Source organism: Rhodoplanes roseus, assembly GCF_003258865.1.
GTDB classification, from domain to species: domain Bacteria; phylum Pseudomonadota; class Alphaproteobacteria; order Rhizobiales; family Xanthobacteraceae; genus Rhodoplanes; species Rhodoplanes roseus.
Genome location: NZ_NPEX01000129.1, coordinates 1 through 16,428, shown reverse-complemented (window position 1 = coordinate 16,428; position 16,428 = coordinate 1). Strand labels below are relative to the sequence as shown.

Below are 16,428 nucleotides of genomic sequence, written 5' to 3'. Positions count from 1 at the left end.
CGAAATCGCCTCGACCGAAGCCCGCCGGCGACCACTCTCGGCCCTCCAGGCCTGAAGCGGATTTCTTGCCCAGTCTCGGAGCGGAATGCGGGGAGAACGTGGCGAATCCAGCGCGCCCCGTCGTCACACGTCCGTCCATCGCGAAAACGTCGCGGCGGTGCCGCGCAGCGTACCGGCGTCGTCCCGGAGCTGCCACACCAGCCCGTCCTCGATCCAGAATTTCGCGCCCGACTTCTTCACCCGCAGGCCGCGATAGCCGGCGACGTAACCATGCGCCGCGACGGCGTCGAGAAAGCGCTGGCGTTCCTCGCGTTCCGGAGCTTCGGCCGAGAGGCGCGAGGGCAGGCCGATGAACTCGTCCCAGGCGTAGCCGAATCGCTGCTGCCCCGCCGTATTGGCGTAGACGAAGCGCGGGTCGGCCTCGGTGTTGTGGGCGACGCAGACGAACGGCGCCTCGCCGTAGAGCCACGCCGCGTCGGCGCCGTGCGGCACCAGCGGCTTGCCGGTCAGGCGAGCGAAGCTGCCGGTGAGCAGCGCGAAGAAGCCGTCGTCGGTGCGCAGGTCGGCAGGGAGGTCGGCGGACGAATCGGGCATCGAGGCACTCGGGCGAGGGATGTCGTCCGCGTGGTATACGAGAAAGCCCTTCGTCGCAAAGCCGCTCAGGCGTCCGCCGGAGCCGTCCCCCCATAGACGCGCGAAAACGCCGCGTCGTCGAACTCCTTCGCCGGCGCGTCGAGCACGAGCCGGCCGCCGCGCAGGGCGACGATGCGGTCGGCATAGTCGCGCGCGAAGTCGACCTGGTGGAGCGCGCACAGGACGCCGATGCGGTGCTCGCGGGCGATGTCGCGCAGCACCCCGATCACGTTGGCGGCCGAGCCCGGATCGAGGCTCGATACCGGCTCGTCGGCCAGCACGACGCGCGACTGCTGGGCCAGCACGCGGGCGATGGCGACGCGTTGCTGCTGGCCGCCCGACAGCGAGTCGGCGCGCTGATAGGCCTTGTCCAGCAGGCCGACGCGGTCGAGCGCGGCGAGGGCGATCTGCCGGTCCTCGGCGGGAAACAGCCGGGTCGCGACCCGCCAGGTCGACACGTGGCCGAGCCGGCCGGCCAGGACGTTGTCGAGCGCCGAGAGCCGGCCGATCAGATTGAACTGTTGAAAGATCAGGCCGATCGTCCGGCGCACCTCGCGCAGGGCGCGGCCACGCAGCCGATCGACGCGGGTGCCGAGGATGTCCACATGGCCGGCATCGGCAGCAACCAGCCGGGTGAGGCAGCGGAACACGGTCGACTTGCCGGCGCCGGACGGGCCGACCAGCGCGACCAGCTCACCGGGCCGCACCGCGAACGAGACGTCGTCGAGCGCCAGCGTCTCGCGGTAGCGCTTGGTGACGGTCGTCAGCGCCAGCGCCGGATGTTCGGCGAGAGGCGCGGCGGCCGAGGGGCGCAGCGCCGTGTCCAGCGGAACCGCGGTGAGCGGCAGATGCAACGGGGCGGTCATCGCAAGCGTCCCCTCAGACGAGCCGGCGGCGCAACCAGGCCGAAAGCTGGTCGATCACCGTCACCATGATCAGCACGATCACCGAGAGGGTGAGCAGCTTCTGGAAATCCAGGAGATCGATCGCGGCCTTGATCTCGATGCCGATACCACCGGCGCCGACGATGCCCAGAATGGTCGAGGTACGCACGTTGGACTCCCACATGTAGAGCGACACCGAGGCGAGGCTCGGCAGAACCGACGGCAGCATCGCGTAGGTGACGATCTTGGTGCGGCCCGCGCCCGACATGGCGGCGGCCTCCAGCGGTGCGCCCGGGATGGTCTCGATCGCCTCGGCGTAGAGCTTGGTGATCACGCCGACCGAGTGGACGATCATGCCCAGCACGCCGGCGAACGGGCCGAGCCCGACCGCGGTGACGAACAGCAGCGCGAACACCACCGTGTCGATCGCCCGGAACGTGTTGACCAGCCAGCGCACCGGGAAGGACAGCACGGGCGAGGGCGTCACGTTGCGGGCGAGGAACACGGCGAGTGGAAAGGCGGTCAGGGTCGCGGCGACCGTGCCGACCGTGGCGATCGCCACCGTCTCGATGGCCCGCCAGGAGAACACGTCGAGATCGTCGAGATAAGGCGGCCAGCCCTTGGCGGCCCATTCGAGCAGCCGCGGGAAGCCGCGCATCAGCGCCGCCGGATTCACCTCGGCGAGCTTCAGGCAGCCGACGAAGGCCCCGGCGAGCAGGAGCCCGAGCAGCACCCTCGCCGCGACGGCGCGCGAGAACCAGTCGAGCCGCGGCTCGACATAGCGGCCGTCGGCGCCGCGGACGGGACAGTCGGTCAAGGCGGGGACTCCTGGATTGGTCATTCCGGGCCGGCGCAGCGCGCCGGACCCGGAATCCAGCTCCGGTGACGGTGCCTGCCGCTGGATTCCGGGTTCGCGAGCGTCCGGCTCGCGCCCCGGAATGACTGCCCTGATCTACGACGCCTTCAGCACGCCGAGGTCGCGGCCCATCTTCTCCAGGACCTCGTAGGGCTTGTGCTCGCCCGGCACGAAGCCGGTGTAGGGCCAGGGCAGCAGCTTTTTCTGCTCGTCGGTGAGGCCCACCAGCGCGTCGCGCAGCGCGATCCGCATCTCCTCCGGAAATCCGCGGCGCACGGCGACGACCTCGTTGGGCAGCGGATCGGACTCCCACACCACCGTGTTCGAATCCGCCTTGATGGTGCCGTTGCGGATCATCGTGTTGCGGTGGATGTCCCAGCCGGTGGCGAGATCGACCTGGCCGTTGGCGGCGGCGACCTGGGCGGCGGCCGCCGAGGCGCCCTCGGCGTAGCGGCCGAAGAAGGTCTTGGGCTCGAGGCCGCGCTGGCGGAACCAGTGGGTCGGCACCATCCAGCCGGTGGTCGAGCCGACGTCGAGCATCTGCATCGACAGGCCGCGGGCGCCCTCCGGCCAGTTGTCGATCTTCAGGCCCGGCCGCGCGACGATGACGGCCCGGTAGGTCGGCTCGCCGTTCACCAGCATGGTGCAGGCGATCTTGGCCTCGCCCTTGGCGCGCGCCAGCACGTAGCCCCACGGGCCCATCTGGGTCGCATCGATCTGCTCGCTGGCCAGCGCCACCGAGATGCCGGCCCAGTCGTTGGCGACCGTGAGATCGAGGCCGACGCCCATGCGATCCGCGACGATCTTGTAGATCGGCTCCCACACCTTGCGGGTCTCGGACTGGGTGGCCTGCTGCGGCGCGAGGCCGATCTTGATCGTCTGACGCGCCTGGCCCCACACGGCGGGGGCGGCCAGCGTGGCGCCGGCGGCGACCGAGGCGGCGAGGAAGTGGCGGCGGTGCATCATGTCCAGGCTCTCCGAATGGACCGGCCCACGACGCCGACGCGGTGTCCGCCAGGACGCCGACGCGCCGGGATCCGGGCGACTTGTCTAGGTTAAGTGGACAAGCTGACGGGCGTGTGACACCGCGCCCTGGACGCTACGGCGCCTCGTGCGCCCCCGGGCTCACGGGCTGTCGATGCGGATGCGCAGCCGTCCGTTCGGAAACACCGCGGCGCCGAACAGGACCGCGGCGCCGTCGCGTCCCGCATCGACATAGCTCATCACCATGACGGGCGTGTCGGAGGCGATGGCCAGGGCGCGGGCCTCGTCGGCGCGCGGCAGCCGGCAGTCGATCCAGGTCTTGACGCGGAAGAACTCGGGATGGCCGAACTCGGCCAGCGCCGGCGTGTAGCTGCGCAGCCGCTCGAACGCCTCGTCGATGCCGCCGAAGCGGGCGCGCTCGAAGACGTGGTAGCAATAGGCCGAGACGTCGCCGCCGGCGCGCCGCACCGTCTCGACCACCAGGAGCTCGGTGCCGGGCGCCAGCCCGAGCAGGCCGGCGAGCTCGGCGTTGGCGGTGCGCACCGAGGAGCGCATCAGCTTTCCGTCCGAGCCGGCGGCGAGGCGTTCCCCGAACTCGCTCCATTTCGATTCGCGCGTGACCGCGTATTCGATCGGCCGCTCGGCCACGAACACGCCCTTGCCCTGACGCGAGACGACCAGCCCCTCGGCGGCGAGCCGCGCGAGCGCCACCCGCACCGTGTGCCGGTGCACGCCATAGGCCTGGGCCAGCTCGGCCTCGGACGGCAGCCGATCGCCCGGCCCGTGGAAGCCGGTGCGGATCTCGAAGGTCAGGTCGATCTCGATCTGCCGCCAGACCGGGACGGATTCGCCCCGGCGCACCCGACGGCGCGGCAGAACAGTCATGCGGAGCCCCCTGCGCCGAGGCGGCCCTTGTGGCATGGAACGCGGACGACGCAAACCGCCATCCGCGAGACGCCGGCGGCGCGGCACGGGTCAGGGCTCGGCGCCGGCCCCGATCATCTTGCGCAGCAGATAGACGAGCGCGACGCGCTCGACCGGCTCGAGGCCGCTCATGGTGAGCTCGGTGATGTCGTGGGCGCACGGCACCATACGGTCGAGCGCCGCGGCGCCCTGGGGCGTGAGATGGACGATCACCTTGCGGCGGTCCTCGCCGTGGCTGGAGATCACGATCAGGCCGCGCGCCTTCAGCCGGTCGATGATGCCGCGGATCGTGCCCTGGTCGACGGCCGTGGCGCGCACCAGCTCGCTTTGCGAGCACGGCCCCTGTTCGCGCAACGTGCACAGCGTGACGAACTGCACGGCGGTGAGCTGCGGATCGGCGGCGTTCTGCTGGAAGATCGCGACATGGCGCTGATAGGCACGCCGCAGCAGGTGGCCGACCTGCTCGCGGAAATCGTAGGGCGCGCGCGCCGCCGCTCCAGCGCGCTTGCCGCGCTGCGCTCGCTGCGGTGCGGAGGCCTTGGCCGTCATGCGAAAGCGCTGCTCCCGTGATGCGGATCGAAACGGCGAGACCTCTCGGCCTCCCTCGACAATAGTGTACACTCTCCGCTTCGGACAAGACGACTCGGGCTTGACGTGGTGATCGTATTTCGGTCCGAATGCATTTTGCGACGCCACCGCATGCTCAAAATATGAGAGACCGCGGCCGACATTCCGGTTGGTCCGGCGGACGCGGCGAGATACAGTGCATACACTGTTCTCGAAGCTACGCCGTTCTCGAAGCTACGCCGTTCTCGAAGCTGCACTGTTCTCGAAGATGGAGTGCGCGGGCCCGGACGGGTTCGCGTCGGCGGCAACCCCCACCGTGAAGAGATCGCGATGTCGTTCCAGAAATCACTTCGAGCCCTCGTGTCCGCCGCTGTCCTCACCGGAGCCGCGCTGACCGCGTCGACCCCCTCCGTCGCGGACGAGATCTCGGTGACCCAGTGGGGCACCAGCATGTACGGCGCGCCCTACGCCGTCGCGATGGCCGAGGGCCTGTTCAAGAAGGCCGGCGTCGACATCACCTCGATCATCGGCTCGGGCGGCGGCGGCACCACGGTGCGCAACCTGCTCGCCAGCGAGACGCCGTACGGCGACGTGGCCATCGCGGCGGCGCTGGCGGCGCAGCGGCAGGGCCTCGACGTGATCATCGTCAACACCGGCACGCGCTCGACCGCCGAGGCGTCGCTGGTGACGATGCCGGACTCGCCGATCAAGTCGCTGAAGGATCTCGAGGGCAAGAAGGTCGCCATCACGTCGCCCAAGGGCGTCTCGGAGATGCTGCTGCTGATGGCGCTGAAGGCCGAGGGCGTCGACGCCTCGAAGGTCGAGCGCGTCGCCTCGGGCGGCTACGTCAACGGCCTCACCATGCTGGAGCAGGGCGCGGTCGCGGCCGCCGCCCTGATCGAGCCGCTGTCGATCATGCGCGCCGCGAAGTACCGGACCGTCGCCAACTACGGCAAGATCCTGCCGCCGATGACCACCTCGGTCGGCATCACGACGCGCGCCTTCGCCCAGAAGAATCCCGACAAGCTGAAGGCCATCATCGCCGGCCGGGCCGCCGGCGTGGAGGCGCTCTACGCCGACCCGGCCAAGGCGGCCGAGATCGTCGGCAAGGCATTCAAGCTCGAGCCGGCGATCGCCAAGGTCGCCGTCGACAACATGCTGGGCCCGCGCATGTGGAGCACCGGCGGGTTCGACCTGACCGAGATGGACCGCACCGTCGACGGCCTGCGGCTGATCGGCGAGGTCACGGGCCCGGTGGACTGGACCAAGCTCGTCGATTCGTCCTACCTGCCGGCGTCGATCCAGGGCAAGAAATGACCGTCGTCGCTCTCGCCGAGGTCGCGTCCGTGATGCCCGCCGACGATCATCATGCCCGGCTCGCCGGCGTCACCCGCGTGTTCGGGCGACCCGGATCGCCGAATTGCGTGCATGCGCTCGGGCCGATCGATCTCGACCTCCGGCGGGGCGAGTTCTTCTCCGTGGTCGGCCCGTCCGGCTGCGGCAAGTCGACCCTCCTCGACGTTCTGGCCGGCCTCGCCAAGCCGACCGAGGGGACGGCCGAGTTCGAGGGACGCCCGATCGACGGCGTGCCGGCCGGCGTCGGCGTGGTGTTCCAGGAGGACGCGTCGTTCCCCTGGCTCACCGTCGCCGACAACGTCGCGTTCGGGCTGCGGCGGGCCGGCGTCGACGCCGCCGAGGTCACGCGTCGCGTCGACTACGCGGTCGGCTTCATGGGCCTCAAGGCGTTCGCCGGCGCCTATCCGGCGCAGCTCTCCGGCGGCATGCGCCAGCGCGTCTGCATCGCCCGCACGCTGGTGATGCAGCCCCGCCTGATCCTGCTCGACGAGCCGTTCGGCGCGCTCGACCAGCAGACCCGTCTGCTGATGGGCGACGAGCTCCTGCGCCTGTGGCGCGAGACCTCGGCGACCGTTCTGCTGATCACCCATGCGCTCGACGAGGCGGCGATGCTGTCCGACCGCGTCGGCGTGATGTCGGCGCGTCCGGGCGTGTTCATCGACGTGCTGGAGACCGGCTGGGACGTCGACCGCGACAGCCGCATCGTCTCGCATCCCCGCTTCGGCGATCTCACCGGCCATCTGTGGGAGAAGCTGCGCGCCGAGTCCCTCAAGCACATGCGCGAGAATTGAGGAGCCGGAGATGATCGCGCCGGCCTGCGGCACGTTTCGGACCGAGTTGCTCCCGTCATTCCGGGACGGCGCGAAGCGCCGGACCCGGAATCCAGCGACCTGCTCCGAGTTGCGGATTGGATTCCGGGTTCGCCGCCGCGCGGCGCCCCGGAATGACCAGCGTTGCGGCCGGGTGCGCCGATGACGCGCGAAGGGTGGATCAGGCTCCTGGTCATCGCCGCCGCGGTCGGCGCGCTGGAGATCGCCTGCCGCACCGGCTGGATTCCGATGACCGTCGTGCTGCCGCCCTCCGCCATGGCGACCAGCCTGTGGGACATCCTCGTCTCGGGCACGCACTGGAACGACATTCTGGTGAGCCTGCGCAGCGTCGTCGCGGCTGCCGTGATCGCCGTCGTGCTCGGCTTCCTGGTCGGCGCCGTCATCCACGCGGCACCGGTGGTGCGCGGCGCCGTCGAGCCGCTGCTGGCGAGCTACTACGCGGTGCCGACCTTCATGTTCTATCCGGTCTTCATCATCCTGTTCGGCGTCGGGCCGGGCGCCATCATCGCCATCGCGGTGCTGCTCGCCATCGTCTCGATGATCTCGGCGACCCTGGTCGGCCTCGATCGCATTCCCACCGTGCTCGGCAAGACGGCGCGCATCATGCGCCTGGGGCCGGTCGAGCGCGCCCTCGAGATCAGCCTGCCGGCCGCGATGCCGTATCTGTTCACCGGCATCAAGCTGTCGGTCGCCTACGCCTTCATCGGCGTGATCGCCTCCGAGTTCATCCTGTCCGGCGCCGGCATGGGCTACGCCATCGCCTACGCCTACAACAACTTCAACAATCGCGAGATGTACGGCCTGATGCTGCTCATCGTGCTGGTCGTCACCGTGGTCAACACCGCGCTGGACACCGTCGACCGGCGTCTGCAGGCGCGGCTGAGGCGCTGAGCCATGCGTAACGCGCTCGGCACCGCCGTCGTCTTCGTCGTCCTCCTCCTCGCCTGGGAGGCGCTGCATCTCGTCGTCGCCAACAGCAGCCTGCCGTCGCCGGGCACGACCCTGGTGCAGCTCGTCGCGCTGTTCGGCGATCCGGACTTCTGGAAGCACGCGAGCCAGACCTCACAGGCCTTCGCGGTCGCCGTGGTGCTGTCCACGGCGGGCGGCATCGCGCTCGGCGTGCTGCTCGGCATGAACCGCGTCGCCGGCACGGTCGCCGAGCCGATCCTGGTCAATCTCTATTCGCTGCCCAAGGTGACGCTCTATCCCGTCGTGCTGCTGATCTTCGGCCTCGGCATCTCGGCCCGCATCGCCTTCGGCATCATGCACGGCCTCATTCCGTTGACGCTGTTCACCATGAACGCCATCCTGCAGATGAAGCCGGTGTATCGCCGCAGCGCCGCCGTGATGGGGCTGACGCCGTGGCAGACCTCGCTCACCGTGGTGCTGCCGGCGATCCTGCCCGAGGTGATCACCGGGGCGCGGCTCGGCGTGTCGCTGTGCCTGCTCGGCGTGCTGATCGGCGAGATGTTCGCCTCGCGCAACGGCCTCGGCTACATGGTGATGCACGCGATGGAGCGCGGCGACATGCCGACCGTGCTGGCGGTCGCGCTGCTACTCGCGATCGTCGCGCTGCTCCTCAATGCGGTGCTGCTGATGCTCGACCGGGCATGGCGGCACTGACCCCGATCCTCCTTCGTCCGCACGACGTCGCGCCGAGCGTCGGCGCGATCCGGCCGGACCCTTCACACACCCGACACGGACTCACCCGAAAGGTTCGACCATGTACGACAGCTTCGCCGTGGAGCGCCTGATCGATCTCTGGCTGCTCGAGGACATCGGCTATTGCGACCTCACCGCCCAGACCATGATCGAGCCGGGCGAGGAAGGGCATTTCGCCATGAACGCCCGCCAGCCGATGACGGTGGCCGGCATCGACATCGCCGCCGCCGTGTTCCGCCGCTACGAGCCGCGCCTCGTCGTCGACGTGAAGGTGAAGGACGGCGACGTGGTGGAGAAGGGCGCGATCCTGCTCACCGTGAAGGGCCCGGCGCGCGGCATCCTCACCGGCGAGCGCACTGCGCTGAACATCGTCCAGCACATGTCGGCGATCGCCACCGAGACGGCCCGCTACGTCGCGATGATCTCGCACACCAAGGCGCGGCTGATCGACACCCGCAAGACGACGCCGGGCCTGCGCATGATCGAGAAGCACGCCGTCACCTGCGGCGGCGGGCTGAACCATCGGCTCGGCCTCGACAACGGCGTGATGATCAAGGACAACCACATCGCCGTGTGCGGCGGCATCGCGCCGGCGGTCGCCCGGGCCAAGACGAAGTTGCCGACCCTGACCAAGATCGAGGTGGAGTGCGACCGGCTCGAGCAGGTCTCCGAGGCGCTCACCGCCGGCGCCGACGTCATCATGCTGGACAACATGTCGTGCGAGGAGATGAGCAAGGCGGTGTCGCTGGTCGCCGGCAAGGTGCCGCTCGAAGCCTCCGGCGGCATCCGGCTCGACACCATCAAGGCGATCGCCGAGACCGGCGTCGACTACATCTCGACCAGCAAGATCACCCAGGCGGCCCCGGCCGTCGACATCGGCCTCGACGAGGCGTGAGACGAAGATCGATGCTCGTTGACGCTCCCCATCCGGGCACGGCGCCTCGTCACCTCTCCGCGCTCGTCGGAACAACGAGACGTCGCATCCGGGAGCGCTGTCGATGACCCCGGGCGTCCTGTTCTTCGTCGTGGGCCCGAGCGGATCCGGCAAGGACACGCTGCTCGACGGGGCGCGTGCGGTGCTGGGCGGGAGCGGGCGCTTCGTGTTCGCGCGGCGCGTGATCACCCGGCCGGCGGATGCCGGCGGCGAGGCGCACGAGGCCGTCGACGCGGCGACCTTCGCCCGGCTGCAGCAGGACGGCGCCTTCCTGATCGACTGGACGGCGCACGGATTGAGCTACGGCGTGCCGGCGCGCGTGGTGGACGAGCTCGCTCGCGGCGTCCACGTCGTCGCCAACGGCTCGCGCGCCGTGATCGCCGATCTGCTCGCCCGCGTTCCCGATCTCGTCGTGGTCGAGGTCACGGCGCCGCTCGACATCCTGGCGGCGCGGCTCGCGGGGCGGGGGCGCGAGAGCGCCGACGTGATCAGGACGCGGCTCGAGCGCACCACGCCGCCGGTGCCCGCCGGCGTGACGGTGGTGCGGGTCGCCAACGACGCGACGCCGCCGGTCGGCATCGAGCGTTTCATCGCCGCGCTGGAGGCCCAGACCGCCCGGTTGCGGCTCGCCAGGATGCCGCTCTCCGCCGGATCGCGCGCGCTCGCGGTGCTGCCGCGCGACTCGTCGGTGCTCGGCGCCGCGGATTATCTCGGGCCGGGCCGCATCGACATCGCGGGGCGTGGACGCAGCATCCGGGCCGAGGTGGCGCTCGCCGATCCCGGCACGCTCGCGGTGGATTCGGTCGGGCTCACCCACGAGGTGTTCGACAGGCTCGGCCTGCCCGAGGGCACGCCCGTGGTGCTGACCCGCACGCCGACGCCGGCGAGCCGCGCGGCGCTGCGCACCAAGATCCGCGGCGGCACGTTGGACGAGGCCGATTACGCGCGCGTCGTCGGCGACATCGTCGAGGGCCGCTATCCGGATGCCGAGGTCTCGGGCTTTCTGGTGGCCGCCGACCGCGGGCTCGACGACGCCGAGGTGCTGGCGCTCGCCAAGGTGCGGGCGAGCTTCGCGTCGCGCATCACGTGGGACGAGCCGATCGTCGCCGACAAGCATTCGATGGGCGGCATTCCGGGCTCGCGCGTCACCATGGTGCTGGTGCCGATCGTCGCGGCGCACGGCCTGGCGATTCCGAAGACCTCGTCGCGCGCCATCACGTCGGCGGCCGGCACGGCGGATGCGATGGAGACGCTGGCGCGCGTCGATCTCGATGCCGACGACGTGCGGCGCGTGGTGGCGCAGGCCCGCGGCTGCGTCGCCTGGAACGGCCGGCTGAACCACTCGACCCTGGACGACGTGATGAACGCCATCACGCGCCCGCTCGGACTCGAATCGACGCGCTGGTCGGTCGCCTCGATCCTGTCCAAGAAGCTCGCGGCCGGCGCCACCCATGTGGTGGTGGACCTGCCGTTCGGCCCGCGCGCCCGCATCAAGAGCGCGGCCGAGGCGACCGCGCTGGCGCAATTGTTCGAGAGCGTCGGCGCCGGGCTCGGACTGTTCGTCGAGGCGGTGCCGACCGACGGCACGGCGCCGATCGGCCGCGGCATCGGCCCGGCGCTGGAAGCGCGCGACGTGCTGTGGGTGCTGGAGAACGATCCCGAGGCGCCGGCCGATCTGCGCGACAAGGTCCTGCATTTCGCCAGCCGCATCCTCGCCTGGGATCCGGCCATCGGGGATCGCGAGACGGCGCGTCGCCGCGCCGAGGATCTGCTCGGCTCCGGCGCCGCCCGCGAGGCGCTGGACAGGATCATCGTTGCGCAAGGTGCGCGGTCCGAGCCGGTGCGGCCGGGCCGGCTCACCCGGGCCGTCGTGGCGGAGCGCAGCGGCACCGTCACCGACATCGACGGCTTCGCGGTCGCCGGCATCGCGCGGGTGGCCGGCGCGCCGCTCGACAAGAGCGCCGGCATCGATCTGCGGGCACGGCTCGGCGACATGGTGTCGAAGGGCGATGCGCTGTTCGTGATCCATGCCGGCGCAGCGTCGGATCTCGAGGCGGCGGCGCGGCTGGCGACGCAGTTCTGCGGATTCACGATCGCCTAGGCGAGGGCGTCGTCGGTCGGGTGAGGGCGAGCGCGACGGCGGCTCCGCCGGCCACGATCACGACCGTCCAGATCCACGACCCGAGCGTGAACAGCGTCGCCGCGGCGATCAGGGCCCAGGCTACCGGAATGATCATCAGGATCCAACGCAAGCCGCCGCGACCGCAGGCCAGCAAGACGATGGTCGCCAGCGCCGTCGGGTCGGGGAAGAGGCCGAACACCTCGGCCGTCTCGATCGGGCGGCCGGACAGCGGCGCCAGCAGCGGCCATCCGAGCACGATGGCGACGAGCAGCACGGCTCCTGTCGTCGTGGTCCGGTCGCGCGACGTCGGGAGTCGCACCGCGCCGAAGAGCCCGGCCCCGATCAGCAGCACGCCCTGCAGCACGAACGCCGGTACGGCGTAGAGCGCGCCCCAGTTGATGACGGCATAACGCTCCCACAGAAAAGCCCAGGCGACCACCATCCACAGCAGGCCGAGGACCGGCCAGAGAACGCGTTCGCGGCCGCGGCGCGGAACGGCGGTCAGCACGGCCGCGGCGAGCCCGAGCAGGATCGTGCCGATCTGTGCGGGCCACAGCGCCGCGTTCGTCGCGGCGAGCAGCCGGTGATAGACGCGCGGCGAGAACATCAGGAAATCGGAGAGCCCGTAGGTCCACCACTCGGGCATCACGCCCGCCCGACCGCGTCGGCGATGCGTCGGCGGAACGCCTCGTCCGGCATCGCACCGCTCGCCGCCGCGAGATTCTCGCGCACGTGGTCGACCCGCGTGGTCGCGGGAATCGCGCAGGTGACGGCCGGGTGCGAGACGATGAACTTCAGAACCAGCTGCGCCCAGGTGGTGGCGCCGATCTCGGCGGCCCAGTCGGGCAAGGGGCGGCGTGCGAGCTTTTGGGTCAGCTCGCCCTCGCGGAACGGCCGGTTGACGATCACGGCGATACCGCGCTCGCGCGCCAGCGGCAGGATTCGGCTCTCCACCTCGCGGTCGGCCGGGTTGTAGGTGACCTGGACGAAGTCGATCGGCCGACTCGCCATGACGGCCTCGATGTCGCGTTGCCGGCGCCCTTCCGAGGTGGTGATGCCGACATAGCGGATGCTCTTCGCGGCCTTCATGGCGGCGAGCGTGTCGAGATGCGCCTCCCACGAGAGCAGGTTGTGCACCTGCACGAGGTCGAAGCGCGGCACGCCCCAGTAGGAGAGCGACTGGGCGATCTGCGGCGGCCCGTTGCGCGGGTTCGAGGTCCACACCTTCTCGGCCGAGAACAGCGTCTCGGGTGCGCCGAGCCGTTCGAGGGCGTAACCCACGGTCGGCTGCGACGAGCCGTACATGGGCGAGGAGTCGATCAGCCGGCCGCCCGCGGCGAAGAAGGCGGCCACCACGGCGGCGCACTCGTCCCGCAGTGCGGCATCGGTGCCGACGTTGAAGGTGATCCAGGTGCCGAGCCCGACCGCCGGCACGGCCTCGCCGCTCGACGGGATGGTCTTGGTGATCGGAACGGGCGCCGGCTGCCCCCTCGCCGAGCGCCACGGCAAGGCGGCCGCGCCGGCCGTCGCCATCGCTCCCGTCAGCAGGCTTCGTCGTGTGTGCATCGCGGTCTCCCTCGGTCGATGATAACGCCGAGGCCGAGGAAAAGGAGGCGCATGCGTCCTGGACCTCTCTCGTCGCGTGGGAACCGACCTGCCCTGCCTCATCGGTGGGCGAGAGCTGCCTCATCGCACTGCAAACACCGATTTGCTGCTCCTGTTCTCGGCAGATTCGGCGCGGTCTCACGATCCGTGGAGGACGGCATTGCAGCACCAACAAACTCTTGGGTGGCTCGCCGTTTTTCATTAGTATACGAATGAAGAGCCCGCCCGAAGAGTCCCGTCGGCACGCCATGCCTGGTCGCGATCCGCTCATCCGACTGACGGTCAATGGACAGACGCACGCGTTGCGGCTGCCCGGCACGACGCCGCTGCTCGCGGTGCTGCGCAACGATCTCGGCCTCAACGGCCCGAAGTTCGGCTGCGGCATCGGCGAGTGCGGCAGCTGCACCGTGCTGGTCGACGGCGTCGCGGCGCGCGCCTGCGTGCTGCATCTCGCCGACGTGGCGGGCCACAGCGTCACCACGCTGGAAGGTCTCGGCGGCCCGGAGGCGCTGCATCCCGTGCAGGCGGCCTTCGTCGAGATGGCCGGCGCGCAGTGCGGCTACTGCCTCAACGGCATGATCATGACGACGGCGGCGCTGCTCGACGCCAATCCGGACCCCAGCGAGGCGGAAATCCGCGAGGCGCTGCGCTACAATCTGTGCCGCTGCGGCACCCATGTGGAGATTCTCGCCGCGGTGCGGCTCGCCGTCGACAGGAGCCGCCGGTGACGCTTCAGCCGCAGGGCCTCACCCGAACCGACTATCTGACGCGCCGCGGCAGCCTCGCCGTGGTGAAACCGCCGGCCGGCATCGTCGATGTCGCGGCCGCCGATCCGGAAACCCTTGAGCCCTTCGTGCTGGTCGATGCGGACGGCACCGTCACGGCGTTCAACGGCCATGTCGATCTCGGCACCGGCATCCGCACGGCGCTGGCCCAGATCGTCGCCGAGGAGCTCGACGTCGGATTCGCGCGCGTGACGATGGTGCTCGGCGACACCGCGCTGACGCCCGACCAGGGCCCCACCATCGCCAGCGAGACCATCCAGATCACGGCGCCCGCGTTGCGCCGGGCGGCGGCGCAGGCGCGCCACGTGCTGCTGGCCCGCGCCGCCGAGAAGCTCGGCGTGCCGGCCCCGGATCTGGTGGTCGAGGACGGGGTGGTGCGGCGACGCGCCACGGCCGCGACCCTCGGCGAGGGCACCGACGACGTGGGAGCCGGCGGCGACAACCGCTTCGTCACCTATGGCGAGCTGATCGGCGACGAGCGCATCGTGCTGGCGCTCGCCGAGGACGTGCCGGTGAAGCCCGTCTCCGAGCACCGCATCGTCGGCCGCTCGCAGCCCCGCGTCGATCTGCCGGCCAAGGCGACCGGCCAGCTCGTCTATGTCCACGACGTGCGCGTGCCGGGCATGCTGCATGGCCGCGTGGTGCGGCCGCCTTATGCCGGCGTCGACGTCGGCGACTTCGTCGGCACCAGCCTGATCGCGGTCGACGAAAGCTCGATCGCCCAAATCCCCGGCATCGTCGCGGTCGTCGTGATCGGCGACTTCGTCGGCATCGTCGCCGAGCGCGAGGAGAACGCCGAAGCCGCGATGCGGGCGCTGCGGGTCGAGTGGAAGCCGACCCCGAAGCTGCCCGATCTCGACGACCTCGCCGGCGCGCTGACCAGGAACCCCTCGACGCCGCGCGTGCTGCTCGATCAGGGCGACGTCGACGGCGCGCTCGCTGGCGCGGCGAAGCGCATGCCGCGCGAGTATCTGTGGCCCTATCAGATGCACGCCTCGATCGGCCCGTCCTGCGCGGTCGCCGAGGTCTCCGAGGGCCGGCTGCGCGCCTGGTCGGGCAGTCAGAACCCGGTGTGGCTGCGCGCCGATCTCGCCAAGCTGATGGAGCTGCCCGAGGCGGCGGTCGAGATCGTGCGGCTGGAGGCGGCCGGCTGCTACGGCCGCAACTGCGCCGACGACGTGACGGCGGACGCGGCGCTGCTGGCGCGTGCGGTCGGCAGGCCGGTCCGGGTGCAGCTCACCCGCGATCAGGAGCACGCCTGGGAGCCGAAGGGCGCCGCCCAGCTGATGACGGTCGACGGCGGCCTGAACGCCGACGGCACCGTCGCCGCCTACGATTTCCAGACCCGCTATCCGTCGAACGCATCGACCACGCTGGCGCTGCTGCTCACCGGAAAGGTCGCGGCCGCCGCGACCGTGCTGCAGATGGGCGACCGCACCGCCATCGGCCCTTACGACTTCGCCAACAAGCGCATTGTCTGCCACGACATGGCGCCGATCGTGCGCGCCGCCTGGCTGCGCGGCGTCTCGGCGCTGCCCAACACGTTCGCGCACGAGTGCTACATCGACGAGCTGGCGGCGGAGGCGGGCGTCGATCCGATCGAGTACCGGCTGCGTTATCTGAAGGACGAACGGGCTCGCGAGCTGGTCCAGAAGCTCGCCGAGCGGGCGGAGTGGGAGCCTCATGTCGGCGCCCGCCTGCGCGAGGATCCGGACGGCATCCGGCGCGGGCGCGGCTTCGCCTATGCGCTCTACGTCCACTCGAAGTTCCCCGGCTACGGCGCCGCCTGGGCCGCCTGGGTCGCCGACGTCGCGGTCGACACCAGGACCGGCGAGGTGGCCTTGACCAAGATCACGGTCGGCCAGGACTCCGGCCTGATGATCAATCCGGACGGGGTGCGCCATCAGATCCAGGGCAACGTCATCCAGTCCACCAGCCGGGTGCTGAAGGAGCAGGTGACGTTCACGGACGTCGCGGTGGCGAGCCGCGAGTGGGGCGCCTATCCGCTGCTCACCTTTCCGGAGCTGCCGCCCATCGACGTGATGATGGTGCCGCGGCCAGACGACGATCCGCTCGGCGTCGGCGAATCCGCCTCGGTGCCGAGCGCGGCCGCCATCGCCAACGCGGTGTACGACGCGACCGGAGTCCGTTTCCGCGAGCTGCCGCTCACGCCCGAGCGCGTGCTCGCGGGTCTGCGCGCCGCCGGCGTCGCCGCGATTGTCGATCAGCACCGGCTGGCCGAGCAGCTCCGACATCTTCTGCCCGACCGTGCGGGCGATGATGTCG

The 16,428-nt window shown here is 70.5% G+C and carries 16 protein-coding genes; 8 read left to right on the top strand and 8 right to left on the bottom strand.

From position 1 onward, the window contains the following. Window positions 1-123: 123 nt before the first annotated feature. From CH341_RS18010 to CH341_RS17985, 6 genes are all read right to left on the bottom strand, one after another. On the bottom strand, window positions 124-594 hold the full coding sequence (locus tag CH341_RS18010; RefSeq protein ID WP_111420382.1) for an MEKHLA domain-containing protein: 471 nt from the start codon (window positions 592-594) through the stop codon (window positions 124-126). Window positions 595-659: 65 nt separating this feature from the next. Then, window positions 660-1,499: a phosphonate ABC transporter ATP-binding protein gene (gene phnC, locus CH341_RS18005; protein ID WP_111420381.1), complete on the bottom strand. Its 840-nt coding sequence runs from the start codon at window positions 1,497-1,499 to the stop codon at window positions 660-662. Window positions 1,500-1,512: 13 nt separating this feature from the next. Next, window positions 1,513-2,334, bottom strand: coding sequence for a phosphonate ABC transporter, permease protein PhnE (gene phnE / locus CH341_RS18000; protein WP_170149685.1), 822 nt, complete (start codon window positions 2,332-2,334; stop codon window positions 1,513-1,515). Window positions 2,335-2,469: 135 nt separating this feature from the next. After that, the gene (gene phnD, locus CH341_RS17995) at window positions 2,470-3,339 is read right to left on the bottom strand and encodes a phosphate/phosphite/phosphonate ABC transporter substrate-binding protein (protein ID WP_111420379.1); all 870 of its coding nucleotides are present in this window, start codon (window positions 3,337-3,339) and stop codon (window positions 2,470-2,472) included. A 159-nt stretch (window positions 3,340-3,498) separates the two neighbouring features. Beyond that, window positions 3,499-4,242, bottom strand: coding sequence for a phosphonate metabolism transcriptional regulator PhnF (gene phnF, locus CH341_RS17990; RefSeq protein ID WP_170149684.1), 744 nt, complete (start codon window positions 4,240-4,242; stop codon window positions 3,499-3,501). A 90-nt stretch (window positions 4,243-4,332) separates the two neighbouring features. Then, window positions 4,333-4,830 (bottom strand): MarR family winged helix-turn-helix transcriptional regulator, encoded by a 498-nt coding sequence (locus CH341_RS17985; protein WP_111420377.1) that lies wholly within the window; start codon window positions 4,828-4,830, stop codon window positions 4,333-4,335. A 378-nt stretch (window positions 4,831-5,208) separates the two neighbouring features. On the opposite strand from CH341_RS17985, the gene CH341_RS17980 reads away from it, so the two are divergent. From CH341_RS17980 to phnN, 6 genes are all read left to right on the top strand, one after another. Next, window positions 5,209-6,165, top strand: coding sequence for an ABC transporter substrate-binding protein (locus CH341_RS17980; RefSeq protein WP_210208426.1), 957 nt, complete (start codon window positions 5,209-5,211; stop codon window positions 6,163-6,165). Beyond that, window positions 6,162-6,995: an ABC transporter ATP-binding protein gene (locus tag CH341_RS17975; RefSeq protein WP_111420375.1), complete on the top strand. Its 834-nt coding sequence runs from the start codon at window positions 6,162-6,164 to the stop codon at window positions 6,993-6,995. The genes CH341_RS17980 and CH341_RS17975 overlap by 4 nt, the downstream gene beginning before the upstream one ends. Window positions 6,996-7,175: 180 nt before the next feature. After that, window positions 7,176-7,925 (top strand): ABC transporter permease, encoded by a 750-nt coding sequence (locus tag CH341_RS17970; protein ID WP_111420374.1) that lies wholly within the window; start codon window positions 7,176-7,178, stop codon window positions 7,923-7,925. Between the two features lie 3 nt (window positions 7,926-7,928). Continuing rightward, window positions 7,929-8,657: an ABC transporter permease gene (locus CH341_RS17965; RefSeq protein ID WP_111420373.1), complete on the top strand. Its 729-nt coding sequence runs from the start codon at window positions 7,929-7,931 to the stop codon at window positions 8,655-8,657. A 100-nt stretch (window positions 8,658-8,757) separates the two neighbouring features. Next, window positions 8,758-9,591, top strand: coding sequence for a carboxylating nicotinate-nucleotide diphosphorylase (nadC, locus tag CH341_RS17960; protein WP_111420372.1), 834 nt, complete (start codon window positions 8,758-8,760; stop codon window positions 9,589-9,591). A gap of 103 nt (window positions 9,592-9,694) precedes the next feature. After that, window positions 9,695-11,731, top strand: a complete 2,037-nt coding sequence (phnN, locus tag CH341_RS17955) for a phosphonate metabolism protein/1,5-bisphosphokinase (PRPP-forming) PhnN (RefSeq protein WP_111420371.1) — start codon at window positions 9,695-9,697, stop codon at window positions 11,729-11,731. Here the strand turns inward: phnN and CH341_RS17950 are convergent. Beyond that, window positions 11,718-12,398 (bottom strand): DUF6064 family protein, encoded by a 681-nt coding sequence (locus tag CH341_RS17950; RefSeq protein ID WP_111420370.1) that lies wholly within the window; start codon window positions 12,396-12,398, stop codon window positions 11,718-11,720. The genes phnN and CH341_RS17950 overlap by 14 nt on opposite strands. Then, window positions 12,398-13,318: an aldo/keto reductase gene (locus CH341_RS17945; RefSeq protein ID WP_425376193.1), complete on the bottom strand. Its 921-nt coding sequence runs from the start codon at window positions 13,316-13,318 to the stop codon at window positions 12,398-12,400. The genes CH341_RS17950 and CH341_RS17945 overlap by 1 nt, the downstream gene beginning before the upstream one ends. A gap of 287 nt (window positions 13,319-13,605) precedes the next feature. On the opposite strand from CH341_RS17945, the gene CH341_RS17940 reads away from it, so the two are divergent. Both CH341_RS17940 and CH341_RS17935 read left to right on the top strand, forming a co-directional pair. Further along, window positions 13,606-14,085, top strand: a complete 480-nt coding sequence (locus CH341_RS17940) for a (2Fe-2S)-binding protein (protein WP_210208424.1) — start codon at window positions 13,606-13,608, stop codon at window positions 14,083-14,085. Beyond that, window positions 14,082-16,428 (top strand): xanthine dehydrogenase family protein molybdopterin-binding subunit (locus CH341_RS17935; protein WP_170149683.1); only part of this gene is annotated, 2,347 nt, incomplete at its 3' end. The genes CH341_RS17940 and CH341_RS17935, both read left to right, overlap by 4 nt.

What these genes read in the sequence shown, in the direction of transcription:
- CH341_RS18010 (WP_111420382.1), bottom strand. Translation starts at nt 594, where the DNA reads ATGCCCGATTCGTCCGCCGACCTCCCTGCCGACCTGCGCACCGACGAC.
- phnC (WP_111420381.1), bottom strand. Translation starts at nt 1,499, where the DNA reads ATGACCGCCCCGTTGCATCTGCCGCTCACCGCGGTTCCGCTGGACACG.
- phnD (WP_111420379.1), bottom strand. Translation starts at nt 3,339, where the DNA reads ATGATGCACCGCCGCCACTTCCTCGCCGCCTCGGTCGCCGCCGGCGCC.
- phnF (WP_170149684.1), bottom strand. Translation starts at nt 4,242, where the DNA reads ATGACTGTTCTGCCGCGCCGTCGGGTGCGCCGGGGCGAATCCGTCCCG.
- CH341_RS17985 (WP_111420377.1), bottom strand. Translation starts at nt 4,830, where the DNA reads ATGACGGCCAAGGCCTCCGCACCGCAGCGAGCGCAGCGCGGCAAGCGC.
- CH341_RS17975 (WP_111420375.1), top strand. Translation starts at nt 6,162, where the DNA reads ATGACCGTCGTCGCTCTCGCCGAGGTCGCGTCCGTGATGCCCGCCGAC.
- CH341_RS17970 (WP_111420374.1), top strand. Translation starts at nt 7,176, where the DNA reads ATGACGCGCGAAGGGTGGATCAGGCTCCTGGTCATCGCCGCCGCGGTC.
- CH341_RS17965 (WP_111420373.1), top strand. Translation starts at nt 7,929, where the DNA reads ATGCGTAACGCGCTCGGCACCGCCGTCGTCTTCGTCGTCCTCCTCCTC.
- nadC (WP_111420372.1), top strand. Translation starts at nt 8,758, where the DNA reads ATGTACGACAGCTTCGCCGTGGAGCGCCTGATCGATCTCTGGCTGCTC.
- phnN (WP_111420371.1), top strand. Translation starts at nt 9,695, where the DNA reads ATGACCCCGGGCGTCCTGTTCTTCGTCGTGGGCCCGAGCGGATCCGGC.
- CH341_RS17950 (WP_111420370.1), bottom strand. Translation starts at nt 12,398, where the DNA reads ATGCCCGAGTGGTGGACCTACGGGCTCTCCGATTTCCTGATGTTCTCG.
- CH341_RS17945 (WP_425376193.1), bottom strand. Translation starts at nt 13,318, where the DNA reads ATGCACACACGACGAAGCCTGCTGACGGGAGCGATGGCGACGGCCGGC.
- CH341_RS17940 (WP_210208424.1), top strand. Translation starts at nt 13,606, where the DNA reads ATGCCTGGTCGCGATCCGCTCATCCGACTGACGGTCAATGGACAGACG.